We start from the raw sequence: 26,652 nt of genomic DNA on the forward strand, positions 1-26,652 counted from the left end.
GTCTATCGTGTCGACGAGGAAACGCACGGGGAAATGCGGGGGGCGGGCAGCCAGTCGCCAGCCGTCAGCTTCCAGCCACCAGTTGCCAGCCGCCAGCCGCCAGTCGCCAGTCGCGGAGAGGCTTGAACCGCAAAGCCGCGAAGGACGCGAAGGGGGATTGAGCCGACAGCCGCCAGTGGACGCGATCACCCGACGGTGGTGCGGACCCGCGCCGTCCGTGGCCTCGCGCCGGCATCCCGCATCATCCCCTTTGCGCGCTTCGCGGCTTTGCGGTTCAAGCCTGGCGGCTGGCGGCTGGCCGCCTTCCCCGCTCCATCTCGCAGGTCATCGCTCGCACCCGGTGGGCACGCTGCGCTTTGCCCACCCTACGGGTTGCATACGTCTCATCTCCTTCGCGGCCTTCGCGTCATAGCGGTTCAAGCCTCCTGGTCGCTGGCGACCGTCCTCGTCCGTCATTTTCAGGCCCTTTGCATCGGGTATACTGACAGGTTTCGCATTCGCACCATCAACGAGCCCTGAACCGACATGCTGGACAAGAATTACGACCCGCAGAACCTGGAGAAGACCTGGTACAGCCACTGGGAGGAGCGAGGCTACTTCGTCCCGCGGACACAGCAGGGCGAGTCGGGTGCCTATTGCATCATGATCCCGCCGCCGAACGTCACCGGCAGCCTGCACATGGGGCACGCCTTCCAGGACACCATCATGGACGCCTTGATCCGCTACCAGCGGATGCAGGGCAAGCAGACGCTGTGGCAGCCGGGCAGCGATCACGCCGGTATCGCCACCCAGATGGTGGTCGAGCGCCTGCTCGACGCCGAGGGCAAGACCCGTCACGATCTCGGTCGCGAGGCCTTCACCGACCGGGTGTGGCAGTGGAAGGGCGAGTCCGGCGGCAACATCACCCGTCAGCTGCGCCGCATGGGCGCCTCGCTCGACTGGGAGCACGAGCGCTTCACCATGGACGAGGGGCTGTCCGAGGCGGTGCGCGAGGTCTTCGTGCGGCTCTACGAGGAGGGGCTGATCTATCGCGGCAAGCGTCTGGTCAACTGGGATCCGGTGCTGCACACCGCCGTCTCCGACCTGGAGGTGCTCTCCGAGGAGGAGCAGGGCCACATGTGGGAGATGCGCTATCCGCTGGTGCGGCCGATGCGCATGGCCAAGGTGCGTTATCTGGTGGTCTCGACCACCCGTCCCGAGACCCTGCTCGGTGACTGCGCGGTGGCGGTCAACCCGGAGGACCACCGCTACAGCCACCTGATCGGCGAGTACGTCGAGCTGCCGCTGACCGGACGGCGCATCCCGATCGTCGCCGACGAGCACGCCGACCCCGAGTTCGGCACCGGCTGCGTGAAGATCACCCCGGCGCACGACTTCAACGACCACCAGGTGTGGCTGCGTCATCGCGACGAGTCGGCGATCGCCGACCAGCCCCACGGCGGCCTGATCAACATCTTCACCGCGGATGCGGCGATCCGCGCCAACGAGCCCGACGAGGGCAAGCTGATCCCCGAGGCCTATGTCGGACTCGACCGCTACGAGGCGCGCAAGCGCATCGTCGCTGATCTCGAGGCCCAGGGTCTGCTGGTGGCGGTGCGCGACCACAAGCTGCAGCAGCCGCGCGGCGACCGCTCCGGGGCGGTGATCGAGCCCTATCTCACCGATCAGTGGTACGTGCGCGTGCAGCCGCTGGCGGAACCGGCGATCGCGGCGGTGGAGAACGGCGACATCCGCTTCGTCCCCGACAACTGGAAGAACACCTATTTCGAGTGGATGCGCAACATCCAGGACTGGTGCATCAGCCGCCAGATCTGGTGGGGACACCGCATCCCGGCCTGGTACGACAGCGAGGGCAACGTCTATGTCGGACGCTCCGAGGCGGAGGTGCGCGAGCGTCACGACTTCGGCCCCGAGATCGAGCTGCGTCAGGACGACGACGTGCTCGACACCTGGTTCAGCTCCGCGCTGTGGCCCTTCAGCACCCTCGGCTGGCCCGAGGACACCGAACGCCTCAAGACCTTCTACCCGACCTCGGTGCTGGTCACCGGCTTCGACATCATCTTCTTCTGGGTCGCCCGGATGATCATGATGGGCATCAAGTTCATGGGCGAGGTGCCCTTCCGCGAGGTCTACATCCACGGCCTGGTGCGCGACGCCCACGGCGACAAGATGTCGAAGTCGAAGGGTAACGTGCTCGACCCCATCGACCTGATCGACGGCATCGAGCTGGAGGACCTGGTCGAGAAGCGCACCAAGGGGATGATGCAGCCGCATCTGGCCGAGAAGATCACCAAGGCCACCCGCAAGGACTTCCCCGAGGGCATCGCCGGCTACGGCACCGACGCGCTGCGCTTCACCTTCGCCGCGCTCGCCTCGACCGGTCGCGACATCAAGTTCGACCTCGGGCGCATCGAGGGCTACCGCAACTTCTGCAACAAGCTGTGGAACGCCTCGCGCTACGTGCTGATGAACACCGAGGGCGAGGACTGCGGCGCCGCCGGCGGCGCGCTCGAACTGAGCGCCGCCGATCGCTGGATCCGCGCGCGGTTGGCCGAGACCACCGCCACGGTGACCGACGCCATCGATCACTACCGCTTCGACCACGCCGCCCAGGCGATCTACGAGTTCACCTGGAACGCCTTCTGCGACTGGTACCTGGAGCTGTGCAAGCCGGTGCTCACCGGTGCCGAGGCGAGCGACGCGGCCAAGCGCGGCACCCGTCACACCCTGGTCCACACGCTGGAGACGCTGCTGCGTCTGGCCCACCCGATCATGCCCTTCATCACCGAGGAGATCTGGCAGAAGGTGCGCCCGCTCGCCGGCGTCGAGGGCGAGACCATCATGCTCGCACCCTACCCCAAGGTCGACGCCGCAGCGGCCGACCCCGAGGCGGTCGCCGAGATCGAGTGGGTGAAGCAGTTCGTGCTCGGGGTGCGACGGATCAAGGGCGAGATGAACATCGCCCCCGGCAAGCAGCTGCCGGTGCTGGTGACCAACGCCTCGGCGCAGGATCGGGCGCGGCTGGAGAGCGCGCGCCACTATCTCGACTTCCTCGCCCGCACCGAGTCGGTCACCGTGCTCGACGACCCGGCCGAGGCGCCGGAGTCGGCCATCGCCCTGGTCGGGGAGATGAAGGTGCTGATCCCGATGGCGGGGCTGATCGACAAGGAGGCCGAGCTGAAGCGACTCGACAAGGAGATCGAGCGTCTGGAGAACGACGTCAAGCGCACCGAGGGCAAGCTCGCCAACCCCAACTTCGTCGACAAGGCACCGGCGGCGGTAGTGGACAAGGAGCGCGCCAAGCTCGAGGACCACAGCCGCGCGATCGCCGAGCTGCGTGCCCAGCGCGAGCGCATCGCCGCGCTCTGAGCCACAACACTGGCGACCGGCCGGGGCAATCCCGGCCGGACCACGCCGGGCGCGCAGCGGCGCGCCCGGCTTCCCCTCCCCTCCGACAAACGCCTTGAACGCGACCGGGGCGCGTCGTCCTCAACCGAAGGTGCGGCTCATGTCGTGGAGACGCTGCAGCTGTCTGAGCGCCTCGTCGGCGACCTCGGCCAGCTCGCGGCTCTTCTCCAGGGTGTTGCGCGCGGCATCGTCGACGCGATGACTGTTGCGGCTGATCTCCTCGGCCACCGCGCCCTGCTCCTCGGTCGCCGAGGCGACGCGGTGGATGTAGTCGAGCACCTGACCGAGCTGCTCGGTGATCTCCTCGACCAGGGTGATCGACTCGCGACTGTCGGTCGAGCACACCCTGGCGCCCTCGACGCTGTCGCCGAGCGACTGCACCAACGAGGCGATATAGGCATTCATCTGCTCGATATTGGTACGGATCTCGCCGGTGAAGCGCTGGGTGCGGGTGGAGAGGTTGCGCACCTCGTCGGCCACCACCGAGAAGCCGCGCCCGTGCTCGCCGGCGCGCGCCGCCTCGATCGCGGCGTTGAGCGCGAGCAGATTGGTCTGCTCGGCCAGCCCGTTGATCTCCTGCATCGCCCCGCCGACCTTGTCGGCGGCCTGACGCAGATCGTTCGACTGCCCGGCCACCGCCTCCATGGTATCGGCCAGCCGCAGGGTGCGCTGGGCGCTGTGGTGGATGCGATCGCGGGCACTGGTGCAGTTGGCGCTGGTACGCTCCAGCAGCCCCTCGGACTCGTTGGTGATGTTGGCGATGTCGGTGATGGTGGTACTCATCTGGGTCATCGCGGTGGCGATCTGCGAGAGCTCGTTGCGTTGCAGCTCGACATCGCCGAGGGTCTCGGCGGAGGCGTCGGCGGTGCGCTGGGCGAGCAGCTTGAGCTTGTCGGCGCGATCGGTCACCCGACCGAGGATGGTGCGTACCCGCGCCTCGAGCAGACCGACCCGAAAACGCACGACGTCGGCCACCGCGTCGCCGGCATAGACCTGACGACTGATGCTGTCGTACTCCTGGCGCATCCGTCGCAACAGACGCAGGCAGCCGACCAGCTCGGCCCCGCCGACCAACAGCGTCAGGGTGGCGATCAGGGCGCCGGCGATCACCCAGGGCGACAACAGCCAGGCGGCGGCAGCGAGGGCGAACGTCCCCACCACCCAGGGCGTGACCAGCCGGACCAGCCGCAACACGTCCACCCGCCGACCGCGCCGCATCCGCGCGTAGAGATGCTCGGCGCGCTCGATCAGTTGACGTCCGGCCGGACAGGTGCGCACCGACTGGTAGCCGACGCGCTCGCCGCGCTCGAAGATCGGCGTGACATAGGCGTCGACCCAGTAGTAACGCCCGTCCTTGCAGCGGTTCTTGACCAGCCCGCGCCAGCTCTCGCCGGCCTTGAGCTTCTCCCACATGTCGCGAAAGGCCTCGGCGGGCATATCGGGGTGGCGCACGATGTTGTGCGGTCGCCCGACCAGCTCGTCGAGGGTGTAGCCGCTGACCTCGACGAAGGCGTCGTTGGCATAGATGATGATTCCACGCAGATCGGTCGTCGACACCAGCTGTTGCTCCCGATCGAAGGTGACCTCCGTGTCGATGACCGTCCTGTCGCGCTTGCGATCCCCGCCGACCCGACCCGTTTGAACGTGCATCTCCAACATCCGAGCCCCCCATCCTGGTCCATCGTGTTGGTTCAGGTCATACCGGGCAGTCACCACCGGGCATCGTGAACACCGACGTGCCGCGGGCGACACCGGCGAGCGCTCCGAACGAATCGGCCACGCTCACCTCCAGCCCTGAATCCCGAGCCGATCGTCTCCAAGCAATGGCCCCCATCAGGGGCTTTTCAAGACACGTAGCGTGCTGACGATGCAGTGACCGCTTCTCGCACCGCGCCAGTGCAGTGATGCACCCAGATGCCGCTCGTCGGCCCGTTCAGGAATCGGACCGGCGATCAGGATGACGAGCGCAGCGACGCATCAGCGGCCAGGATTGCCGGACATCGCTTCGTGGACCGGCACCCTCAGCCGCCACGGACCCGAGGCACGCGAGCGCACGGCTCCGGCCAGCGGGACTGGGGCCCGAAGGGAGGACGAGAAAAGGCACGGGACTTGCCAGAAACCTTTTTCAAGCGGCATCCTAAAGTGTTTTTCGTTTGCGAAAATCCGTGTTCCACGGCGTCCCGGTCGAGCGGCCGGCCTGCCCGCGCCGTGGTCGTCACGAACCCTCACACACAAGGAAACCCTATGCATCATCCCGTCTTCAGGGGGCTGATCACCGCCCTCTTGTTCATCTCACCGGCCTTGGCCATGGCCTCGGAGTCGGCCGTCGAGCACTTCGACCTGACCACCAGCTGGGTCGGCTTCTCGGCGCTGGCGATCTTCGTCGCCGCCTACGCCCTGGTCATGGCCGAGGAGTTCACCCACCTGCGCAAGTCCAAGCCGGTGGTGCTCGCCGCCGGCGCGATCTGGCTGATCATCGCCTACTACTACACCACCCACCACGGCGCGCCCGAGGCCGCCGCCGAGGCGGTGCGTCACAACATCATGGAGTTCGGCGAGCTGTTCCTGTTCCTGCTCGCGGCGATGACCTACATCAACGCCATGGAGGAGCGGCAGGTGTTCGACGCGCTGCGCTCCTGGCTGATCCGTATGGGCTTCAGCTACCGCACCCTGTTCTGGACCACCGGTCTGCTCGCCTTCTTCATCTCGCCGGTGGCCGACAACCTCACCACCGCGCTGCTGATGTGCGCCGTGGTCATGGCCGTCGGCGCCGACAGCCCGCGCTTCGTCGGCCTCGCCTGCATCAACATCGTGGTCGCGGCCAACGCCGGCGGCGCCTTCAGCCCGTTTGGCGACATCACCACGCTGATGGTGTGGCAGAAGGGTCTGATCGACTTCCAGACCTTCTTCGCGCTGTTCATCCCCTCGGTGCTCAACTTCGCCGTGCCGGCCGCCTTCATGCACCGCGCCATCCCCAACGAGACCCCGCCGCCGAGCGACGAGCGGGTGCGGATGAAGCGCGGCGCGCTGCGCATCGTGCTGCTGTTCCTCGCCACCATCGCCACCGCGGTGAGCTTCCACAACTTCTACCACCTGCCGCCGGTGCTCGGCATGATGACCGGTCTGGCCTATCTCAAGTTCTTCGGCTTCTATCTCAAGAAGACCGGCGAGCAGGCCACCATCAAGCGCGGCGAGATCGAGGACACCCTCCCCTTCGACATCTTCACCGGCGTGGCGCGCGCCGAGTGGGACACCCTGCTGTTTTTCTACGGCGTCATCCTCTGCGTCGGCGGTCTCGGCTTCATCGGCTATCTCGAGCTGGTCTCGCAGGTCGCCTACGGTGATCTCGGCCCGACCATCGCCAACACCCTGGTCGGCGTGCTCTCGGCGATCGTCGACAACATCCCGGTGATGTTCGCGGTGCTGACCATGAACCCCGACATGACCCAGGGCCAGTGGCTGCTGGTCACCCTCACCGCCGGCGTCGGCGGCAGCCTGCTGTCGATCGGCTCGGCGGCGGGCGTGGCGCTGATGGGGCAGTCGAAGGGCATGTACACCTTCTTCGGCCACCTGCGCTGGACCCCGGTGATCGCGCTCGGCTACGTGGTGAGCATCCTCGCTCACTTCATCATCAACCACCGCTACTTCTCGATGCCGGTGGGCGGCTGATCGCGCCGGTCCACGCCGCCCGGCGTGGACCGACCACGCCGGCCCCGCCCGGGGCCGGCGCTCAGAGCAGCAACAGGGTCGCCAGTCCGAGGAAGATGAAGAACCCGCCGGAGTCGGTCAGCGCGGTGATCAGCACCGAACTGCCGAGCGCCGGGTCGCCGCCGAAGCGCTGGCGCAACAGCGGGATCAACACCCCGGCGGTGGCCGCCAGCAGCAGGTTGAGGGTCATCGCGGCGATCATCACCACCCCCAGTCCGGGACTGCCGTAGAGCACCCCGGCGAGCACCCCGACCACCCCGCCCCACACCAGACCGTTGATCAGCGCCACCCCCAGCTCCTTGCGCAACAACCGTCCCAGCGCCGCCGATTCGACCTGCCCCATGGCAATCGCGCGCACGATCATGGTGATGGTCTGGTTGCCGGCATTGCCGCCGATCCCGGCGACGATCGGCATCAGCGCGGCGAGCGCCACCAACTGACCGATCGAGTCCTCGAACAGATCGATCACCCGCGAGGCGACGAAGGCGGTGATCAGGTTGATCGCCAGCCAGGCCCAGCGGTTCTTCACCGAGCGGATCACCGGCGCGAACAGATCCTCCTCCTCGCGCAGACCGACGTTGCCGAGGATCTCGGCCTCGGACTCCTCGCGGATGTAGTCGACCATGTCGTCGACCGTCAGTCGCCCGATCACCCGATCGCGCTCCGAGACCACCGGCACCGAGACCAGGTCGTAGCGCTCGAAGGCCTGGGCCGCGGCGCCGGCGTCGTCGTCGGGGCGGAAGGTGACCACCGCGCGCGATTTCATCACCTCGGAGACGGTGCGCTCGGGGGCGTTGACCAGCAGGGATTCGAGCGTCAGCAGACCACGGAAGCGCTCCTCGCGATCGACCACGAAGAGCTTGTCGGTGTGGTCCGGGAGCGCGCCGAAGCGGCGCAGATAACGCAGCACCGCGCCCAGGGTGACCTGCTCGCGAACCTTGATCAGGTCGAAGTCCATCAGCGCGCCGACCGTGCCCTCGGGGTAGGACATCGCCTCGCGCACGTGCGCCTGCTCGTCCTGATCGAGCGCGGCGAGCACCGCCTGCACCACCTCGGGCGGCAGGTCGGGGGCGAGATCGGCCAGCTCGTCGGCGTCGAGACCCAGTGCCATCGCCTTGAGCGCGTAATGGTCCATGGTCTCGAGCAGGCTCGCGCGCACCGCGTCGGAGACCTCGAGGAGGATGTCGCCGTCCTTGTCGGCACGCACCAGCTCCCACACGAACAGCCGGTCGGCGAGCGGCAGGGTCTCGAGGATCCAGGCGATATCGGCCGGGTGCAGACGGTCGAGCTTGCGCTGCAGCCGCGCCAGATTCTGCTTGTGGGTGATCGACTCGACCAGGTCGCGGTGCGGCATCTGCTGACGATGCACCAGCTCGTCGACCAGACGCTGGCGCGAGAGCAGCTCCTGCACGTCGCGCAGATGACGGTGGAGGACGTCGGGATCGCGGGATTTCGACTGTGACATGCGCGTGAGGCCGGGCTGAGCGGGGATGAGGGGATCGCCGTGCGGACGACCTCGCACAGGCCGCGCGCCGCGCGACCGCGGACCGAGGCGATTATACCGATCCGGCGTGACGGTCAGCGCCCCGGGACGGGCGTCGCGGGGACCGTGGTCCGAGTGCGCTCGAGTTCACGCTTGAACGACTCGATATCGCGCAGCAGCTCCGCGGGCAGGGCCGCCACCGGCGGCGCCGGATCGGCGCTCGGCGGTGGCGGCCCGGGCGACTCGGGCGGCTCGACAGCCCCGGGCGCCTCAGGCAACGACCGGGGGACTGGCGGCGGGGTTGGCGACGGCTCGACGGCGACCCACGGCGGCGCGGACGCGACCGCATCCGGCGCGGCTGCAGGCACGAGCGGCACCGTCGACACCCGCCACGCCCCGTAGAGCGCCACCGCCAGCGCCAGGGTCGCGAGCAGCGTCGCCACCAATCCCCAGCGCGAGGGGACCGGCGCCGGCGCGAGGGCCGGCGCCGGCGGCGAGCGATCGTGACCGCGCGCCTGCTCCGACTGGCGCAATGCCTCGAGGATGTAACTCATGGCGAGACCTCCCGCAGCCGGGCGATCCCCGGCAGGTCGACCTGATTGTGCAGTGCGATCAGAGTCCGTGCGCCGGCCAGCCCGTCGGCCTCCAGCCCCTGGCTGCGCTGGAAGCGCTCCAGCGCCTTGCGCAGCACCGGGTCGAAGCCGGGGGTCTCGAGATCGCTGAAGCCCAGCTCCGGCACCTCGGCGAGCAGTCGGCGCAGCCAGCGGATCGCCTCGGCCTCGTCGCCGGGACCGATCACCGCCCCGCCGACCGGGGGCGGCTGCCAGAGCACCACGAAGTCCCCCGACCAGGCCCGCTCGAGCGCCTTGGCGGGGATCTCGACCGCCCCCTCGGGGCCATCGATCAACGCCGTGTCTCGGCGCAGCCCGGCGAGCACCAGATAACGCGCCTCGGGCGCATCCTTCTCGGGCTCGACCGCGAGCAGCGCCGGGCGGTCGAGCCGCCGCAGCACCGCGAGCGCCCCCCGACCCGACTCGCAGCGCAGCCCGAGCGTGGCGACGCGCGCGCAGGGCGCGCCCTCGCCCAGGGTTTCGAGCTCGACACCCCAGCGACGCAGCAGCCGCAGCATCGCCTCGGGTTCGGTCGCGGCGGCCGCCCGCAACGCTTCGGGGAGACGCCGGGGCAACGGCTCGACGACCTCGGCCTCGCTGCTCGTGCCTGGCCCGGCAAGCGGGTGCGACGACCTCGCGCCGAGCCAGTCCATGCCCCACCAGGCGGCCCCGAGCGCCACGGCCAACACCGCCCCGACGACCAGTGTCGGGGAGGCGCCGCGCGAGCGGTCATGATGATCGACCGGGTCGCCGCCGAGTTCGCGCGCGGCGCGGGCGACGATCCCGGCATCGACCCGTGGGTGACGACTGACATAGGCGCCGAGCAGGGCGCGGTCGCAGAGGATGTTGATCAGCCGCGGCAGACCGCGGCTCCAGCGGTGGATGCGCCACAGCGCCATGGCGGTGAAGGGCATCCGCTCACAACCGGCGACGGCCAACCGGTGGCCGATATAGGCGCTGGTCTCGTGATGATCGAAAGGGTGCAGATGGACCCGCGCGGTGATCCGCTGATCGACCTGACGCAGCTGCGCGCGTGCCAGCATCCGGCGCAGCTCGGGCTGGCCGATGAGAAAGATCTGCAGCAGCTTGTGGGTGCTGGTCTCGAGGTTGGTGAGCAGACGGATCTGTTCGAGCACGCGCGGGCGCAGGTTCTGCGCCTCGTCGATGATCAGCAGCGCGCGTCGCCCCTCGGCGTGCAGCGCCAGCAGATACTGGTTGAGGGCATCGACCAGACGCTTGAGCGAACGCTCGTCGGCGGCGATCGCGATGCCGAACTCCTCGCACACCGCCACCAGCAACTCGCGGGCGGTGAGGCACGGGTTGAGGATCAGCGCCACCTCGACGTGCTCGGGCAGCTGTTCGAGGAAGGCGCGACAGACCGTGGTCTTGCCGGTGCCGACCTCGCCGGTGAGCAGCACGAAACCGCCCTGCTCGCCGGCGCCATAGACCAGGTGCGCGAGCGCCTCGCGATGCTGCGCGCTGAGGAACAGATAGCGCGGATCGGGCGCGATCGAGAAACAGGGTTCGGAGAGACCGAAATAACTGGGATACACGGCTGTCGCTCGCGGCGGCTGCCGGCTTACTGGATGATGAAGCTGCCGAAATAGAGACCATCGACGGCAAAGGTTCCGGCCTGTTCGAGCAGCCCCTCCTGTACCGCCTTGAGCGCGCCCAGACGTAGCGCATCACGCTGATCGAGCGCACTCACCTCATCGACCGTGCGACCGGCGAAATAGCTGATCAGCCGGTCGCGGATCAGCGGCATATGGGTATTGACCGCGTCGGCCGCCTCGGCGGTGCGGACATAGAGATCGATGCCGACCTTGAGGAAACGGGTACGGCTCTCGCCGGCGAGGTTGACGATCAGGGCCGGATCGATGGCGATGTAGTTATCGGTAAAGGGCTCGTCCTGGGCCGCGACCGGCTGGAGCTGTGCCAGCCCGAGCACCAGGGTCAGCACGAGTGCGAGCTGAGTCACTGCGTTCTTCATGGGATTTCACTGTGTACGTATGATGCCCCGCCTGGGGCCGGAAGGTGCCGTCCTTGCGTCCGGCGTCCAACCGATGACTCTACCCCAGGCGGGCGGCCGGGCAAAGGGCCAGGCCCGGGCGCCTCTACTCAACCGCCGGGGCGCGGCAGGTCGTGCTCGATGATCGCCATCGCGCGGCGGCAGATCTCGCGCCCGTAATCGGTCCACTCGCCCTGCCCCCAGTAGCGGTAGCAGCTCGTCTGCGAGCACAGCAGATGGAAGAGCGCGTTGCGGTAGCGCGGGTCGTCGCTATCGATCCCGGGCACCAGCACGCGCTCGTTGAACAGCGCGCTGGCCTCCTCCATCGGCCCGAGCACATTGTCATAGCCGGCCACCCAGGACAGATCGCTGGTCCAGCTGCCGCCGTCCATGTGGAAGCGGTCGTCCTCGCGCTGGAGCGTGTCGATCACCTCGGCCAGTCGCTGCGGGCCGTCGCCGGGCTGCATCCGCGCCCAGATGCGGTCCTGGAACAGCGGCTGCACCTCGGGCAGCGCCGACTCGCGCACGCCGAGCGCGAACAGGTGTTCGAGATACTCGCTGACGTTCATCAACGGGGTGTCGGAGCCGCTGGCCGCGCGCACCACCTCGATGAACTTGGGCGGGAACTCGTTCATCATCACCCCGCCGTTCTCGCCGTCGGCGATCTGGGTGACCAGCGGCGGCACCTCATGCCCGTCGAGGGTCAGCGGCGCGAGCCCCTGGGCCTCGTACCAGGGTTGCATCTGCGCCACCAGCTTGGTGTCTGACCCCTGGGTCTTGACGATGGCGATGATGCTCGCCTGCTCGCCCTTGGAGTTGGTGCACACCAGCCGGTGCGGCAGGTGGGGGCGGCGCGGGTGAGCGCCGGTCTCGGGCTCGATCACGGTGTGCTCCTGCACCAGCACCCACTGATAGCCGCAGTCGACCAGGGTCTTGACGAACTCGTAGGCGACGTCCGGATGATTGGGCAGCGCCATCTCCGAGGGCGAGAAGCCGCGTACCCGCTCCAACGCCTCCCAGCCGAAGAGGGCGGCGAAGTGGTGCTGGAAGGCACGCACGTGCAGCCGGTAGTCCTGCACCGGGGTGGAGGGCGCCACCGCGTGGCCCCAGGGCATGCCGAGCCACTCCACCGCGGGGCTGTAGTCGGGGTTGCAGGTGATCGTCTGCAGCGCCTCGATCACCCCGTGCTCGCCCATCCGCCGCAACCCGTGCAACAGGGTGCCGGAGTACTCGAGCATGCAGCGCGGCGCGTGGCCCTCGCCGATCAGTTGGGGGATGAACTCGCCCATGCGCTTGTAGCACCAGACGAACGCCGGGGCGTTGTGGTTATCGCCGATGTCCTGGTGCTCCATCATGTATTGCAGGTTGCTGATGATGGCGGCGCTGCGCAGGTCCGACCCGCCGGCCGGGATCAGCGGCTGGTGCTGATGCAGCGCGATGGCGGTGGCCGCGCGCACCCGCGGGAAGTCGATGCCGCCGGGCGCGGCAAACAGCGGTCGCGCGCGCGCCGCTGTCGCCACCCGCGCGACCTCGGCCTCGTGACCGCTGATGTTGGGCAATTCGTCGATGTATTCGGGTAACTGGTCCACGGCGGTGCTCCTCTGCTGCTGGTGATGCACGAGCGGGCGCGGCGACGGGCCGCGCCCGTGGATCCCGCGCGGCGGGCATCGTGCCACCGCCGCGCCAGCCCGGCGCTCAGTCGTCGGCGACGGGCTCGGGCGACGCCCCGGCGAGCAGCGCGCCCGCCCGCGCCAGGTCGGCCTCGGCGCGCCCCACCCAGTCCTCGCCCCAATAGAAGTTGCAGCTGGTCTCGGCGCGCAACAAGGCGTTCAGCGCCTCGCCCAACACCGTCAGGGCCTCACCGTCGTCGCGCTCGCCGGCGGCCCGGCGCGCCTGGTGCAGCGCGGCGCTGACCCGGGCGCAGTCATCGAGCGCCGCGCGCTGGCGCGCCGAGCCGGTCCACTGGGTGAAGTCGCGGCCGTGATGCCAGCCGGTGTTCCAGGCCCCGGTGCGTACCCGCACCTCGCCGTGGAAGCCGTGATGTTCGAGATAGTCGCCGATGAAGGTCGGCACCAGCGCCGCCGTCCCGGCGCCGACGCGCTCGAGCAGCGGCAGATAGAAGGCGCTCCAGAAGTTCGCTCCGGGGGTGACGTTGCGGAACCAGCCGCCGTTCTCGCCGTCGGTGGCGGTGGTCACCAGCGGCTCGAAGTCGCACCACCTGGTGCGCTCGGCGACCTCGCGCAGGAACCAGTCGACCTCCATCCCCGACTCCTGGGCGTCGGAGAGTTCGCGATCGCGCACCACCACCACGATCTCGGCGCCACCATGACGGGCGATGTGCGGACGGTAGCGCAGCGCCTGCCAGCTCATCGGCGTGACCGGCTCGACGTGCTCGCTGTCGACCAGCACGTAGCGATAACCGGCGGCGCGTAGTTGCGGGATCAGCTCCATCGAGAAGCCCATCTCCGGCGGCCAGAAGCCGTCGAAGCGCGGGCGCCAGAACAGATGACGCGCCACACCCAGCCAGCGCCCGAGGTGCTCGAGGCGATCGGCCTCGGGGGTCAGCGGCAGCACCGGGTGGTAATAGCCGGTGCCGAGGATCTCGAACAGCCGCTGGTTCTGCAGGTGCCAGAGCAGCGAGCCGCAGTCGACGACGCCGTAGACGCGCTGCTGGAACTCGGGGTCGGAGAGGGTCTCGAGCAGGGTGCCGGAGAGCGACAGGTGGACCCGCGCCAGCGCCTCGTGTCCCCACAGGCTGCGCGGGATGCGATCGAGCGCGAAGAGGATCTCGCGCGCCTCCCAGGGCTGGTGCTCGAGCAACTGCTCGAGGTTGCCGGTGGGCTGGTGCAGGTTGAGCACGAGCGCATGGTGCACAGTCATGACGAGCGACCCCGCGACGGGTGATGAGCGACCGACGGCATCCGGCCGTGGTGTCCGGTGCGCCCCGGAGATGCCGGACGACCGTCCCTAGAGCATAACAGAGGGTCCGGGACAGACATACTACGCTCGGATGACGGTCACTCGCGCCCCATTTCATCCAACCCCATCGATAGCGCCGGGCGTTGCCCCTTGTGCCCGCCCTCCCCGCCCACCATCTCGCCGGGAGACACCCCCGTCAGCCACCCGCTGGAGAGGCGATGCCCCACACCGATGCCCTGCTTCGCGCCCACGACCTGCACCGACACTACCGCGAGGCCGGCGGCCACGGCGAGCGCCGGGTGCTCGAGGGCGTCGGCCTCAGCGCCCATGCCGGCGAGTGCGTGGCGCTGCTCGGGCGCAGCGGCTCGGGCAAGTCGACGCTGCTCAACCTGCTCGCCGGCATCGACCGGCCCGATCACGGCTGGGTGGAGATCGACGGCACGCGGCTCTCGACCCTCGGCGAACCGGCGCTGACCCGGCTGCGCCGCCGCCGCGTCGGCTTCATCTATCAATCGTTCAACCTGATCGACGAGCTGACCGTGGCCGAGAACCTCGCCCTGCCGCTGGCACTCGACGGCGTGCGCGCCCGTGAGGCGCAACCGCGCTGTAGCGCGATGCTCGAACGCCTCGGGCTCGACGGTCGCGCCGAGGCCTTCCCCGACCAGCTCTCCGGCGGCGAGCAGCAGCGCGTGGCGATCGGTCGGGCGCTGATCCACGCGCCCGCGCTGGTGCTCGCCGACGAGCCCACCGGCAACCTCGACGCCGACACCGGCGCGCGGGTGCTGGAGCTGCTCGCGGCGCTGTTTCGCGAGCAGGGGCGCGCCCTGGTGCTGGTCACCCACAGCCGCGCGGTGGCGGCGATCGCCGATCGGGTGCTGACCCTCGAACGCGGCCGGCTGTGCACCGACGACACGGCGCTGTCCTGGTGATCCCGCTGCTCGCCCGCATCAGCCTGCGCCAGCTCTCGCGCCAGCCCTGGCAGAGCGCGCTGGCGGTGCTCGGCATCGCCCTCGGGGTCGCGGTGGTGGTCGCGGTGGGGCTGGCCAACGACAGCGCGCGCCGCGCCATCGCGCTCTCGGTCGAGCAGCTCGACGGCCGCGCCAGTCATCGCATCGAGTCGAGCGGCACGGGTATCGCCGACGCCGAGGCCGCGCGACTGCTGCGGGCCCTCGCCCCCTACCCGGCCACACCAGTGATCGAGCAACCGCTGCGCCTCGAGGGCGAGGGCCTCACCCTGCTCGGCATCGATCTGCTCCAGGCCGACACGCTGCGCGGCAGCGCGCTCGCCGCCGAGGCCCTGCCCGACCCGTCGCGGCTCGCCGCCCTGCTCACCGAGCCCGGCGCGCTGCTGCTCGGCGCGACCGATGCCCGCCGTCTCGGCGCGGTCCCCGGCGACCGGCTGAGCGTACGTCACGGCGGCCACACCCGGCAGGCGCGACTGGTCGGGGTGATCGAGCAGGGGCTCGACGGCCTCGCGCTCGCCGATCTCGGCAGCGCCCAGTGGCTTGCCGGGCGCGACGGCGTGGTCGATCGCATCGATCTGGTGCTGCCGCCCGCGGCGGCCGCCGGGGTCGCCGCCGCGCTACCGCCGGGACTGCGGCTGGAAGCGAGCGCCCAACGCGGCGCGGCGCTCCACGAGATGACCCGCGCCTTTCGCATCAACCTGCTGGCGATGAGCCTGATCGCGCTGCTGGTCGGCGGCTTCATCGTCTATAGCACCCAGACCTTCACGGTGGTGCGCCGGCGCGCGTTGTTCGGCACCCTGCGCGCGCTCGGCGCCACCCGTACGCGGATCGCCGCACTGGTGCTCGCCGAGACCCTGGCCCTCGCCCTGGTCGGCGCACTGCTCGGGATCGCCCTCGGCATCCTCGCCGGGCGGGGGCTGGTGCAGCTGGTCGCGCGCACCATCGACGATCTCTATTTCCGCCTCGAGGTCAGCACGCTCGCGCTCGACCCCGCGACCCTGGTGCTCGGCGCCGGGCTGGCGCTCGGCGTGGCGCTGCTCGCCGCGCTCGCCCCGGCACTGGAGGCCGCCGGCGTCGCGCCGCGCGAGGCGATGCGCGCCCAGGGGCTCGAACGACGCGCCCAGGGCTGGGCCGCGCCGCTCGCCCGGCTCGGCGCCGCGCTGGCGCTGACCGGCTGGCTCGCGACCCTGCTCCCGGGGGAATCGCTCGCGCAGGGGTTCGCGCTGCTGCTCATGGTGGTGCTCGGGTTGGTGCTCTGCGTCCCGGCGCTGCTGCGCGGGGCCGCCGCCGCGCTCGCCGGGCTCGGCGCCCGGCTCGGCGCGCCGCTGGCGCTGGTGCTGGCGGCGCGCACGGTGGCCGGCTCGGTCGCCCGCACCGGCATCGCCGCGGCCGCGCTGACCCTCGCCGTGGCCACCAGCGTCGGGGTCGGGGTGATGATCGAGAGCTTCCGTCACAGCGTGATCGACTGGCTCGACCACACCCTGGAGGGCGAACTCTATGTCACCGCCGACAGCCGCGAGGCCCCGCTGCCCCCCGGTCTCGACGAGGCGCTCGTAGCGACCGACGGGGTCGCCTCGGTGATCCGTGCACGCCGCATGACGGTCACCACCCGCGAGGGCGACGCCACCCTGCTGGTACGCGACCGCCCCGCCCCCGACGCCACCGGACCGCTGCTGCTCGCGCGACTCGACGGCGACCCCTGGGCGGCTGGACGCATCCTCGTCTCCGAGCCCTATGCCCATCATCACCGTCTCGCCCCCGGCGATCGCATCGAACTGGCCACGCCTGATGGCTGGCGCCGCTTCAGCGTCGGCGCGGTGTTTCGCGACTACGGCTCGGATCGCGGTCTGCTCATGCTCCCCTACCGCGAGGCACGCGCACACTGGGAGGGAATCGGCATCGGCTCGCTCGCCCTGAGGCTCGCCCCCGACGGCGATCCGCAACGGGTGCGCGAGCGCGTGCAGGCGCTCGCCGAGACCCACGATCGCACCCTGCTGCTGACCGCCAGCGGCGAGATCCGCACGCTCACCCTGGAGATCTTCGATCGCACCTTCGCCATCACCGAGGTGTTGCGTCTGCTCGCACTCGCCGTCGCCTTCGTCGGCGTGCTCAGCGCCCTGCTCGCGCTGCAACTCGAACGCCGCCGCACCCACGCGCTGCTGCGTGCCACCGGGATGAGCGGCCGCACCCTGGCCCTGACGCTGCTGGCGCAGGGCTCGATCCTCGGACTGGTGGCGGGGCTGCTGGCCATCCCGCTCGGACTGGTGATGGGCGAGCTGCTGATTCGCATCATCAACGTGCGCGCCTTCGGCTGGAGCATGGCCCTGCAGATCCCGCCGCAGGCGCTCCTCTCCGGCCCCTTGCTGGCCTGGTGTGCGGCGCTCGCCGCCGCCCTGCCCCCGGCGCTGCGCGCGGGGCGCGAGCCACCCGCGCGCGGGCTGCGTGGGGACTGAATTCGATCCCCGCGTACGCCTATCGCCATCGCCCTGGACGCAGCCCGACACGAGGTCGATTATGTGTATTCTATGGAGGTCTCGAGGCGATGCCGGCCGCCACCCGCCAGGCCAGATCGCGGCAGTCGCGCCGACCCCGCCCCGGACCCCTTTCCGTCGCGCCGGATCAGCGATCCCGTGACGGTCGTCCGTGCAGGCAAACCGAAAGGGTACGGCCCCAGGGGTTTGGCCCGACAGGAATCCACAAGCGAGTGTGCGACATGGCTGAAGAAAAGAAGATCGTGACCAAGAAGACCGCCCCCAAGCGGGCCACCAGCACGGACAAGGCCGCGGCCAAGAAGACCGCGACCAAGCCGGCAACCCCGCGCAAGAAGCGCGCGAGCGCCGCGAGCACGACCAAGAGCCCTCGCACCAGCGCGCGCACCACCACCAAGAAGACCACCGCGGCGGCGGCACCGCGCGCGCAACCGAAGCCGGCGGCGAGCGCGCCGGCGGCGACGCCCGCCGCGAGCTACACCCCGCCGACGCGCTTTCTCACCGTCGACCCCGAGCACCGTCTGGCGATGATCCGCGAGGCGGCCTACTACAAGGCCGAGCGTCGCGGCTTCGCGCCCGGACACGAGCGCGAGGACTGGGTCGAGGCCGAGCGCGAGATCGACGCCATGCTGGCCCACGCACAACTCTCCGGGCGCGGCTGAGCCTGCCAGGGCGGTGCAGGGACGCGCCGGGCGCGGGCGTCGAGAGGGGGAAGGATGAATCGATGCGTCGTCGAGACGCATGGCCGCGGCACCTCCCTGTGCCGGGGCGTCGGGACCGGACGGGCTAGAGACCCAGCTCCTCGAGCAGGTCGGTATCGACCAGCGCCGATTGCTGCGGCGCGCCGCTCTTGACCGAACCGTCGCTCTGCTTCTGCTCGGCGAGGATGCGATCGGGATCGACCTCCTCGCGCTCGAAGTCGTGGAGCTTGAGGAACTCGGTCTTGTCCATCGCCAGCTCCATGTAGAAGACATTGCGCCGGGCGGTGGTGAAGGCGACGCGACGGGCCTGCGGACGATCGAGATTGGTGTCGATGCTGACCATCACCTCCTTGTTGATGGTGAGCATCTTCGGCTGGTTCTGGTTGATCGAGACCTGCAGATCACGACCGACGTTGCCGGTGAAGTCGCCGACGATCTGGTTCATCAGCTCGCCGAGCATGTTGGCCACCTCGTCGGAGGTGTGCACGGTGGCCAGCTCCGACTCCGAGATCCCCATGTTGGTCATGTAGGAGCGATAGATCTCCATCGCCGCCTGCGACGAGAAGTTGATGATCACCAACCCCGAGAATCCACCGTCGAACAGCACGAAGCAGCCGATGTCCGGGCGCAGACAGGTGCGGGTGATCTTCTGCACCATCGGCGAATAGCCGATCTGGTTACCCGTGGCGGTGGAGAGTACCTTCGTCACCGAACTGCACAACATCACCAGAATGTCGTCTGTCGAAATAGTCTTTGGTTTTGCCACCAGAATCGTCTCAAGCTGGATGGGCGACCCCGGGCGTCAACGGCATCGGGATCTGGGGGGCGTGGTCCACGCCACGAGGGGCGCGGACCGGCTGGCTCGGAAACCGGCGCACCGTGCCGCGCACGGCGTGCGACCGGGCCCGGGAGGACGGGTGCATTCACCCGGCGCTGTGTCCGTCATCGTCTGGAACTATAGTGGAGCGACGCGACGCCTCCAAGCCTCGGGGGACGAACCGCCCGACACCTCGTCCGTCCGATTCGCACCGGTGGGCGCGCCAGGGCTTGCGCTGGGACGCCCTTGCCACCACGCTAGCAGCCAGGACGATCGCATGACGACAGGGACGCCCCGGCCCGGACAACCCGCACAGGTACACGCCAAATGCACGCCTATGCACTGATCCCCACCGCGCTCATCGCCGCACTCGCCCTCGGCGCCTGCGGCACCACCACCACCTCGCGCACCGGCAGCGGCGCCGCCTTCGGCGCGGCCACCGGGGCCGCGATCGGCTCGCTCAGCGGCGACGCCGGCAAGGGCGCGCTGATCGGCGCCGGCGCCGGTGCCCTCGGTGGCTTTCTCTACGATCGCGACCAGAAGGCCCAGGGGCGCCGCTGAGCCAGCCGTCAGCCGTCAGCCGTCAGCCGTCAGCCGTCAGCCGTCAGCCGTCAGCGACCAGCATCGCGCCGACGGCGAATCCGCTGGAGGCTGATGGCTGAGCGCCGGATGTCGCCTCGACGTCTCACCTCCCCTCGCGCCCGATGACCGGCGTGGCCGGACATCGACCCGGCGATTTCGATATCCTTAGGGGTCTATGGACCTCACCAATCAGATCATCCTCGTCGGCTCGGCGGTGCTGCTGGTCAGCATGCTCGTCGGCGTGCTCTCCAATCGCATCGGCGCGCCGCTGCTGCTGGTGTTCCTGCTCATCGGCATGCTCCTCGGCGAGCAGGGACCGGGCGGCATCGCCTTCGACGACGTGCAGACGGCGCACCTGTTCGGCAGCCTGGCGCTGGCCATCATCCTCTTCGACGGCGGGCTGGCGACCCCGATCAAGCACTTCCGCGTCGGGCTGCGACCGGCGCTGTCGCTGGCCACCCTGGGGGTGGCGATCACCGCCACCATCACCGGGCTGTTCGCCGCCTGGTGGCTGGGGCTGAACTGGCTCGAGGGGCTGCTGCTGGGGGCCATCGTCGGCTCGACCGACGCCGCGGCGGTATTCTCGCTGCTGCGCGCGCGCGGGCTCGAGCTCAAGCAGCGCGTCGGCGCCACCCTGGAGATCGAGTCGGGCAGCAACGACCCGATGGCGGTCTTCCTCACCATCGCGCTGATCGAGCTGATCATCGGCGGTGGCGACCAGGGCTTCGGGCTGGTGATGCTCACCGAGTTCGCCCGCCAGATGGGGCTGGGCGCGCTGATCGGCCTGGCCGGCGGCTTCGCCCTCACCGCACTGATCAACCGTCTGGCGATGGCCGCCGGACTGCACCCGCTGGCGGTGATGGCCGGCGGTCTGACCCTGTTCGGCCTGACCGCGGTGCTCGGCGGCAGCGGCTTCCTCGCCATCTATCTCGCCGGGCTGGTGATCGGCAACCGTCCGCTGGAGTCGACCCAGAACATCAAGCGCTTCCACGACGGTATCGCCCGGCTCTCGCAGATCGGCATGTTCCTGATGCTCGGGCTGCTGGTCACGCCCTCGCACCTGCTGCCGGTGGCCGGCGATGCGCTGCTGTTCGCGGCGGTGCTGATCCTCCTCGCCCGCCCGCTGGCGGTGTGGCTGTGCCTGCTGCCGTTCCGCTTCACCTGGCGCGAGCAGGCCTTCATCGGCTGGGTGGGACTGCGCGGCGCGGTGCCCATCATCCTCGCCCTGTTCCCGCTGCTCGCCGGTATCGAGCACGCGGCGATGTACTTCAACATCGTCTTCTTCGTGGTGCTGGTCTCGCTGCTGGTGCAGGGCTGGACGGTAGCCGGCCTGGCGCGCGCGCTGGGGCTGGAGGTGCCGCCCACCAGCCATGTGGTGCAGCGCGTCGAACTCGACATCCCCGGTCAACAGGAGCTGGAGCTGGTCGGCTACCGCCTCGCCGCCGACGCCCCGGTGCTGCTCGAGCGTCGCGCCCCGCATCTGCCCGCCGGGGTGCGCCCGGTGGCGGTGGTGCGCGAGCGCCAGCTGATCGACGCCGGCGACCTCGGCGACCTCAGGGGCGGCGACTATCTCTATCTGATGGCCGAGGCCCGCACCCTGCCCGGGCTCGACCATCTGTTCGTCGCCCCGCCGGTGCCCGAGCGGCTCACCGAGCGCGCCTTCTTCGGCGACTTCGTGCTCGACGGCGAGGCGCAGCTCGGCGCGGTCTCGACGGTCTACGGCATGGCCATCGATCCCGCCGACCGCGACCTCACCCTCGATGCGCTGATCCGACGCAGCCTCAACCAGCACCCGGTGGTCGGCGACCGACTGGAGCTGGGCAGGATGGCGCTGGTGGTGCGCGAGGTCGAGGGCGACCGGGTGACCAAGGTGGGTCTCAAGCTCGGCTCCGACGACTGAGAGCAGATCCAGGCCACAGTCGCCGAGACCTGGGTCACGCAACACCGCTTTGAGATTGATCATCGACGGGCGGGGGCTTAGCTTATCCGACTGACAGAACCCAGGTAGATACCAACCGACCCGGGCGCCCCGGACGCGCCCGTTGATCAGGTCGTGCCGCAGCCTCTCGCCCGGAGCGACCCTCAACCCCGTCATCAAGGAAGCGATCAGGAATCCGTCATGTTCGATGCCCCCTTCGACCGCGTCGAGGCCAGCGCCCCCTTTGCCGACAGCGACTGGTTCCACGCCTGTCGGCAGACCCAGACGCCCTATGTGGTGATCCGCCACACCGAGCAGCGGGCCGACGTGCTGTGGGACTTCGTCACCCTGCCCGAGTGCTGCGACGCGGCCATCCGCGCCCATTTCGAGGCGTTGGAGCAGGCCGCGCGCGCGATCTTCCTGCGCTATGCCGACGCCGAGTCGCACCTGCGCGTCAAGCCGACCCTGATCGGCTTCGACCGATTGCCGATCGAGCAGGCCGAGGCCGCCGCCGACGCGCTCTATGCCCTGGTTGCGACCTATCTGCCCGGCGCCCGCCGCGCCACCGTCACGCCCCCGCCCACGGCGACAGCACCGCTCCCGACCCGCTCGAACCCGCAGGCCGGACAGCATGCCCAGTAAGCGTCGAAATCACCACATATAGTGCCCGATAGAGAATCTCTATCCCTACATGTTGTGATACCGATTTGACAGCACGCCCCTCTGTGTCGGATGCTCCGCGGCCTTCGACAACGGGTTCAGAACGGCTCCGCCACGACCCCTCCGACACAGGAACGCCTCGCCATGCTCAACTGGGATGACCCGCTCGCCGCCGCTCGCACCGCCAGCCCCGGAGAGGATGCGCCGCCCCCGCCGGCCACCTCGGGCCGAGAGGTCACGCGCGCGCGCCCCGGCAGCGGCCTGCTCGACAACGCCACCCTGATGTCGAGCGCCGGCGCCGCGCCGGTGGTCAGCCCCGAGCCCTTCGCCCAGGCCGCCGCCCAGCAGACCCTGCCGATCGACGAGCGCCCCGCCGCCGCGCCCGCCGGTGCCGGCGCCACCGGGCTCGAGTCGATCGCCCTCGGCGCCGGGCGCATCCGCGTCGACGACAAGCGCATCATCAACTGTCACGCCGATCTCAACCAGCTGGTGCCCTTCAAGTACGACTGGGCCTGGCAGAAGTACCTCGACGCCTGCGCCAACCACTGGATGCCGCAGGAGATCAACATGAACGCCGACATCGCCCTGTGGAAGGACCCCAAGGGTCTGACCGAGGACGAGCGCACCATCATCAAGCGCAATCTCGGTTTCTTCTCCACCGCCGACTCGCTGGTGGCCAACAACCTGGTGCTCGCCGTCTATCGCCACATCACCAACCCCGAGTGCCGCCAGTACCTGCTGCGCCAGGCCTTCGAGGAGGCGCTGCACACCCACGCCTACCAGTACGTGGTCGAGAGCCTGGGGCTCGACGAGGGCGAGATCTTCAACATGTACCGCGAGCTGCCGGCGGTGGCGCGCAAGGCCGAGTGGGCGCTGCCCTACACCCGCCACCTCGCCGACCCGCACTTCGTCACCGGCACCACCACCAACGACCAGCAGCTGTTGCGCGAGCTGATCGCCTTCTACGTCATCTTCGAGGGCATCTTCTTCTACGTCGGCTTCGTCCAGGTGCTGAGCATGGGGCGGCGCAACAAGATGACCGGCACCGCCGAGCAGTTCCAGTACATCCTCCGCGACGAGTCGATGCACATGAACTTCGGCATCGACGTGATCAACCAGATCAAGCTGGAGAACCCGCACCTCTGGACCCCGGAGTTCCGCGACGAGCTGGTCGCGATGATCCGCGAGGCCGTCGAGCTGGAGTCGCAGTACGCCCGCGACACCATGCCGCGCGGCGTGCTCGGGCTCAACGCGCCGATGTTCGAGGAATACCTGCGCTTCATCGCCAACCGTCGCTGCGCCCAGATCGGCCTGCCCGAGCAGTACCCCGGCGTCACCAACCCCTTCCCGTGGATGTCCGAGGTGCTCGACCTGAAGAAGGAGAAGAACTTCTTCGAGACCCGGGTCACCGAGTACCAGACCGGCGGCGCGCTGAGCTGGGACGACTGAGCGCGGCGCGGGCGCGATGCGGGCGCTCACCCTGGTCTGGATCGGCTACGCCCTGGCGATCCTCTACGCCAGCCTGATCCCCTTCGATCTGCAGCCGCTCGCGCCCGCCGAGGCGCTCGCCCGTCTCGCCGACATCGGCTGGCTCACCCTCACCCCGGGACGGCGCGCCGACTGGATCGCCAACCTGCTCCTCTATCTACCCTGGGCGGCGCTCGGCATGGCCGCCTGGGCGCCGCGCCTCGGCACGACGCGCGCCGCGCTCTTCGTCGCCCTCGCCGCCACCCTGCTGGCGCTCGGCATCGAGGCGCTGCAGGTCTACTTCCCGCCGCGCACCGTCTCGCTCAACGACCCCGTCGCCGAGCTGCTCGGCACCGCCCTCGGGATCCTGCTGTGGACGTTCGCCGGGCATCGGCTGGCCCGGCTCGGCGCGCGGCTGCGCCACCCCGGCGCGGGCGCCGTCGACGCCGCGCTCGGGCTCTTCCTGCTCGTCTATCTCGGCTTCGTCCTGTTCCCCTTCGATCTGGTACTGGGCGTCGACGAGATCCTCGACAAGGCCGCCGCCGGACGGCTCGGCTGGCTGTGGGCGCCGGTCTCCGACCAGGGCGCGGTCTGGGCCCTGGCCCATGGCCTCGCCGAGATCCTCACCGCGTTGCCGCTCGGCATCCTCCTCGCCCGTCACCGGCGCGGCCCCGGCACCCGCGCCGCCGCCGTGGTGCTCGGGCTCACCCTCGGGCTGGCGATCGAACTGGTTCAGGTGCTGCTCGTCTCCGGCGTCTCCCAGGGCGTCTCGGTGCTCACCCGCGCGCTCGGGGCCGGACTCGGCGCCTGGCTCGTCACCGCCCTGCGCGGTCTCGACCCCGCCACCCGCGCCGCGCTCCCGCGTCATGCCCGCCGGGCCTCGCTTGCCCTGCTCGGCCCCTACCTGCTGCTGCTCGTCGAACTCCAGCTCGGCGGCCTCCCCACGCTCGATCGTTGGCGCACACCCGAGGCCATCCTCACCGACCTCCAGCAACTCCGCTTCCTACCCTTCTACTACCACTACTACAGCAGCGAGAGCGGCGCCCTGGTCAGCCTGGTGCTCAACCTCGGGCTCTATGGGATGGCCGGGGTGCTACTGGTGCCGTGGACCTCGGATCGATGGGGAGCGTACACTTGGGGTGGCTGGGTCGCCGCGATCGTCGGGGGCGGGTTGGCGTTCGCGATCGAGGGGCTGCGGTTGGTGATGGGGTTGGGGGTCGATCCGACGAATGTTTGGGTTGCGGGTGGTGGAGCGTGGATTGGGTGGGGGGTGGTTCGGGCTCGGTGGGTACTAGATCGGTGGGGGTGATTGAGGAGTGGTTGGGACTGTGCTGTTCCGGAGGAAACGCACGGGACCGAAGCGACCGATCAAGTCGTGCCTATTGAACAGATTTTTTTGCCACACGCAATACAGCCGACCATTTCATGACGCATGAATACACGGAGCGACAGAATCAACAACAGAAAGAGGGAAGAATAAAGCAACAGCACGAACTCAAGCACTAGAACAAAAAACCGAAAAACAAAAAATAAGGCAGAAGAATGAAAAGGATTGTTTTTGCAGCAGCTGTATCCACAGTAATTTTTGGATGTGCAACTTCACCGGAAGATCTTGGGTCAGCATATGTATCGCCCCTAAAGTACAAGGACTATGACTGCGAGCAAGTAGAGATGGAAATGGAGCATGTCTCCCAGAGAACAGTAACCTTATATCAAAGTCTCAAAAGGACCGCAGACAACGATGCAGCGCAGATGGGGATAGGACTGGTCCTGTTCTGGCCTGCCCTCTTCTTCTTGGAAGGCGGAGATGGGCCAGAAGCCCAAGAGTACTCGACCCTGAAGGGTGAATTCGAAGCACTAAGAACGGTCTCGGTGCAAAAAGGCTGCAAACAGCAAGACATGCCAAAATCTCCTGAAGAAATCATAAAAGAAAAAGCAAGCAGAGAAAAAGAGCAAAGAGAAAACCACTTGCTGACCGAATAAATCCAGCCGCCCTGAAAAATCAATGCTAGCGAACTCTTTTCAAAGATCAAGTGTTCGCTGGCATTACTCCGAATTACTAGAGCAAGCATTTATAATGCAATAGAGATACCCGAAGGAAAGGTGAATCCTGGTTTTTTGAAAAACCCAAAGAGCGAACAAAGCGCCGAAAAGAAATTACATTCCCGCTCCACGGATCAGTAACTCTATAGTTTGATGCTAGCCGCATAATAAAGGTGAAATCGTGAACCAAAGCATTTTCGATTTAGTCATTGAGAACCCACAAGTTTTTATAGGCGAGTTCATATTTGCAGCACTCCCAAGCGCTCTCTTGGCCTACGGAGTAGTTTGGCTAATCATGCGACCAAGGAAAGGAAAGAAACTGCGGCCACCTACCTGGAATTGGCATCTCATTGGCATTCTGTCTTCTCTTTTTGGTGCCGCGACACTACGCTTTCTCGCAATGGCAACATTCGCGGGAAGAAGCGCTTTTGAGCCTGCTGCCGAAAATGGCGAAGCAGGCATATATCTTCTTGTTCTCCCAGCCATAATTGCAGCATTTTATATCAGCTGGCTTAAGTCCAGGCGCTTGACCACCAAATAAATGCTTGAAGCATCTGCGGATGCAAGCAAGCGCGAATATCAAGATAAAGAGACACCCATTTATCAAAGTAACGCAAAAGCTAAAACCTTATCAAATCAACTCAAAAAAAACGGAGATAAAGGACACCCACTTACCGTTTGGAGCAACGGCCTAGTCGAGCGCTTCAACGGGCGCATTGCCGAGGTGTTGGCCACCACAGATAAAAGGGACACCCACTTACCGTTGACGCTCCCAAGTCGCTCTCCTACGCTTCTCCCAACACCTCCAGCGGAGATGCCCCATGACTCGTCCCCGCGCCGCGCTCGTCTCCTTGTCCGATACGCCTTGGTATC

Annotated in this window: 20 protein-coding genes; 12 read left to right on the forward strand and 8 right to left on the reverse strand. The window is 68.2% G+C overall.

The genetic code is table 11. The features are described from left to right. Positions 1–525: 525 nt before the first annotated feature. The gene (locus EDC29_RS12975; protein WP_132230241.1) at positions 526–3,369 is read left to right on the forward strand and encodes a valine--tRNA ligase; all 2,844 of its coding nucleotides are present in this window, start codon (positions 526–528) and stop codon (positions 3,367–3,369) included. A 120-nt stretch (positions 3,370–3,489) separates the two neighbouring features. Here the strand turns inward: EDC29_RS12975 and EDC29_RS12980 are convergent, their stop codons facing one another. After that, positions 3,490–5,058: a methyl-accepting chemotaxis protein gene (locus EDC29_RS12980; protein ID WP_165913521.1), complete on the reverse strand. Its 1,569-nt coding sequence runs from the start codon at positions 5,056–5,058 to the stop codon at positions 3,490–3,492. A gap of 594 nt (positions 5,059–5,652) precedes the next feature. Between EDC29_RS12980 and nhaD the strand changes: the two genes are divergently transcribed. After that, entirely contained in the window at positions 5,653–7,077 is a 1,425-nt protein-coding gene (gene nhaD, locus EDC29_RS12985) for a sodium:proton antiporter NhaD (RefSeq protein ID WP_123140440.1), read from the forward strand. A gap of 61 nt (positions 7,078–7,138) precedes the next feature. Here nhaD and mgtE read toward each other — a convergent pair whose 3' ends face one another. The 6 genes from mgtE to EDC29_RS13015 form a co-directional block, all read right to left on the reverse strand. Further along, a complete protein-coding gene (gene mgtE / locus EDC29_RS12990) occupies positions 7,139–8,581 on the reverse strand; it encodes a magnesium transporter (protein WP_123140439.1) in 1,443 nt (480 codons plus the stop codon). Positions 8,582–8,694: 113 nt separating this feature from the next. After that, on the reverse strand, positions 8,695–9,153 hold the full coding sequence (locus tag EDC29_RS12995) for a hypothetical protein (protein ID WP_132230245.1): 459 nt from the start codon (positions 9,151–9,153) through the stop codon (positions 8,695–8,697). Next, the gene (locus EDC29_RS13000; protein WP_123140437.1) at positions 9,150–10,763 is read right to left on the reverse strand and encodes an ExeA family protein; all 1,614 of its coding nucleotides are present in this window, start codon (positions 10,761–10,763) and stop codon (positions 9,150–9,152) included. The genes EDC29_RS12995 and EDC29_RS13000 overlap by 4 nt, the downstream gene beginning before the upstream one ends. Before the next feature lie 26 nt (positions 10,764–10,789). Then, positions 10,790–11,200: a flagellar basal body-associated FliL family protein gene (locus EDC29_RS13005; protein ID WP_123140436.1), complete on the reverse strand. Its 411-nt coding sequence runs from the start codon at positions 11,198–11,200 to the stop codon at positions 10,790–10,792. A gap of 128 nt (positions 11,201–11,328) precedes the next feature. Further along, positions 11,329–12,807 (reverse strand): polysaccharide deacetylase family protein, encoded by a 1,479-nt coding sequence (locus EDC29_RS13010; RefSeq protein WP_123143320.1) that lies wholly within the window; start codon positions 12,805–12,807, stop codon positions 11,329–11,331. 106 nt (positions 12,808–12,913) lie between these two features. Further along, positions 12,914–14,098, reverse strand: coding sequence for a polysaccharide deacetylase family protein (locus EDC29_RS13015; protein ID WP_123140434.1), 1,185 nt, complete (start codon positions 14,096–14,098; stop codon positions 12,914–12,916). 257 nt (positions 14,099–14,355) lie between these two features. On the opposite strand from EDC29_RS13015, the gene EDC29_RS13020 reads away from it, so the two are divergent. The 3 genes from EDC29_RS13020 to EDC29_RS17535 all read left to right on the forward strand — a co-directional run bounded on the left by EDC29_RS13020 (position 14,356) and on the right by EDC29_RS17535 (position 18,253). Continuing rightward, a complete protein-coding gene (locus EDC29_RS13020; protein WP_123140433.1) occupies positions 14,356–15,066 on the forward strand; it encodes an ABC transporter ATP-binding protein in 711 nt (236 codons plus the stop codon). Beyond that, positions 15,036–17,555 (forward strand): ABC transporter permease, encoded by a 2,520-nt coding sequence (locus EDC29_RS13025; protein WP_132230247.1) that lies wholly within the window; start codon positions 15,036–15,038, stop codon positions 17,553–17,555. The genes EDC29_RS13020 and EDC29_RS13025 overlap by 31 nt, the downstream gene beginning before the upstream one ends. 260 nt (positions 17,556–17,815) lie before the next feature. Next, complete coding sequence (locus EDC29_RS17535; protein ID WP_165913522.1) at positions 17,816–18,253, forward strand: DUF2934 domain-containing protein; 438 nt, start codon at positions 17,816–17,818, stop codon at positions 18,251–18,253. Positions 18,254–18,377: 124 nt separating this feature from the next. On the opposite strand, the gene EDC29_RS13035 is transcribed toward EDC29_RS17535, so the two are convergent. Next, complete coding sequence (locus EDC29_RS13035; RefSeq protein WP_123141787.1) at positions 18,378–19,058, reverse strand: DUF3334 family protein; 681 nt, start codon at positions 19,056–19,058, stop codon at positions 18,378–18,380. Positions 19,059–19,436: 378 nt separating this feature from the next. Between EDC29_RS13035 and EDC29_RS13040 the strand changes: the two genes are divergently transcribed. From EDC29_RS13040 to EDC29_RS17395, 7 genes are all read left to right on the forward strand, one after another. Then, positions 19,437–19,670: a YMGG-like glycine zipper-containing protein gene (locus EDC29_RS13040; protein WP_005223423.1), complete on the forward strand. Its 234-nt coding sequence runs from the start codon at positions 19,437–19,439 to the stop codon at positions 19,668–19,670. 196 nt (positions 19,671–19,866) lie between these two features. Continuing rightward, complete coding sequence (locus tag EDC29_RS13045; RefSeq protein WP_132230249.1) at positions 19,867–21,591, forward strand: potassium/proton antiporter; 1,725 nt, start codon at positions 19,867–19,869, stop codon at positions 21,589–21,591. A 219-nt stretch (positions 21,592–21,810) separates the two neighbouring features. Next, positions 21,811–22,251, forward strand: a complete 441-nt coding sequence (locus EDC29_RS13050; RefSeq protein WP_005223421.1) for a hypothetical protein — start codon at positions 21,811–21,813, stop codon at positions 22,249–22,251. A 162-nt stretch (positions 22,252–22,413) separates the two neighbouring features. Next, positions 22,414–23,718, forward strand: coding sequence for a ribonucleotide-diphosphate reductase subunit beta (locus EDC29_RS13055; RefSeq protein WP_132230251.1), 1,305 nt, complete (start codon positions 22,414–22,416; stop codon positions 23,716–23,718). Between the two features lie 16 nt (positions 23,719–23,734). After that, positions 23,735–25,045, forward strand: a complete 1,311-nt coding sequence (locus tag EDC29_RS13060; RefSeq protein ID WP_132230253.1) for a VanZ family protein — start codon at positions 23,735–23,737, stop codon at positions 25,043–25,045. Between the two features lie 233 nt (positions 25,046–25,278). After that, positions 25,279–25,719 (forward strand): metal ABC transporter ATP-binding protein, encoded by a 441-nt coding sequence (locus tag EDC29_RS13065; RefSeq protein WP_132230255.1) that lies wholly within the window; start codon positions 25,279–25,281, stop codon positions 25,717–25,719. A gap of 601 nt (positions 25,720–26,320) precedes the next feature. Further along, a partial coding sequence (locus EDC29_RS17395) for a hypothetical protein (RefSeq protein WP_207906549.1) occupies positions 26,321–26,652 on the forward strand: 332 nt, incomplete at its 3' end.

Source organism: Marichromatium gracile, from assembly GCF_004343155.1.
In the GTDB taxonomy this organism is placed as follows: Bacteria; Pseudomonadota; Gammaproteobacteria; order Chromatiales; family Chromatiaceae; genus Marichromatium; species Marichromatium gracile.

Excerpts from the sequence above, each read along its gene's own strand:
- EDC29_RS12980 (WP_165913521.1), bottom strand. The coding sequence starts at position 5,058 with ATGCACGTTCAAACGGGTCGGGTCGGCGGGGATCGCAAGCGCGACAGG.
- EDC29_RS17535 (WP_165913522.1), top strand. The coding sequence starts at position 17,816 with ATGGCTGAAGAAAAGAAGATCGTGACCAAGAAGACCGCCCCCAAGCGG.
- EDC29_RS13005 (WP_123140436.1), bottom strand. The coding sequence starts at position 11,200 with ATGAAGAACGCAGTGACTCAGCTCGCACTCGTGCTGACCCTGGTGCTC.
- EDC29_RS12975 (WP_132230241.1), top strand. The coding sequence starts at position 526 with ATGCTGGACAAGAATTACGACCCGCAGAACCTGGAGAAGACCTGGTAC.
- EDC29_RS13050 (WP_005223421.1), top strand. The coding sequence starts at position 21,811 with ATGTTCGATGCCCCCTTCGACCGCGTCGAGGCCAGCGCCCCCTTTGCC.
- EDC29_RS13020 (WP_123140433.1), top strand. The coding sequence starts at position 14,356 with ATGCCCCACACCGATGCCCTGCTTCGCGCCCACGACCTGCACCGACAC.
- nhaD (WP_123140440.1), top strand. The coding sequence starts at position 5,653 with ATGCATCATCCCGTCTTCAGGGGGCTGATCACCGCCCTCTTGTTCATC.
- EDC29_RS12995 (WP_132230245.1), bottom strand. The coding sequence starts at position 9,153 with ATGAGTTACATCCTCGAGGCATTGCGCCAGTCGGAGCAGGCGCGCGGT.
- EDC29_RS13065 (WP_132230255.1), top strand. The coding sequence starts at position 25,279 with ATGAAAAGGATTGTTTTTGCAGCAGCTGTATCCACAGTAATTTTTGGA.
- mgtE (WP_123140439.1), bottom strand. The coding sequence starts at position 8,581 with ATGTCACAGTCGAAATCCCGCGATCCCGACGTCCTCCACCGTCATCTG.
- EDC29_RS13060 (WP_132230253.1), top strand. The coding sequence starts at position 23,735 with ATGCGGGCGCTCACCCTGGTCTGGATCGGCTACGCCCTGGCGATCCTC.
- EDC29_RS13040 (WP_005223423.1), top strand. The coding sequence starts at position 19,437 with ATGCACGCCTATGCACTGATCCCCACCGCGCTCATCGCCGCACTCGCC.
- EDC29_RS13055 (WP_132230251.1), top strand. The coding sequence starts at position 22,414 with ATGCTCAACTGGGATGACCCGCTCGCCGCCGCTCGCACCGCCAGCCCC.
- EDC29_RS13015 (WP_123140434.1), bottom strand. The coding sequence starts at position 14,098 with ATGACTGTGCACCATGCGCTCGTGCTCAACCTGCACCAGCCCACCGGC.
- EDC29_RS13045 (WP_132230249.1), top strand. The coding sequence starts at position 19,867 with ATGGACCTCACCAATCAGATCATCCTCGTCGGCTCGGCGGTGCTGCTG.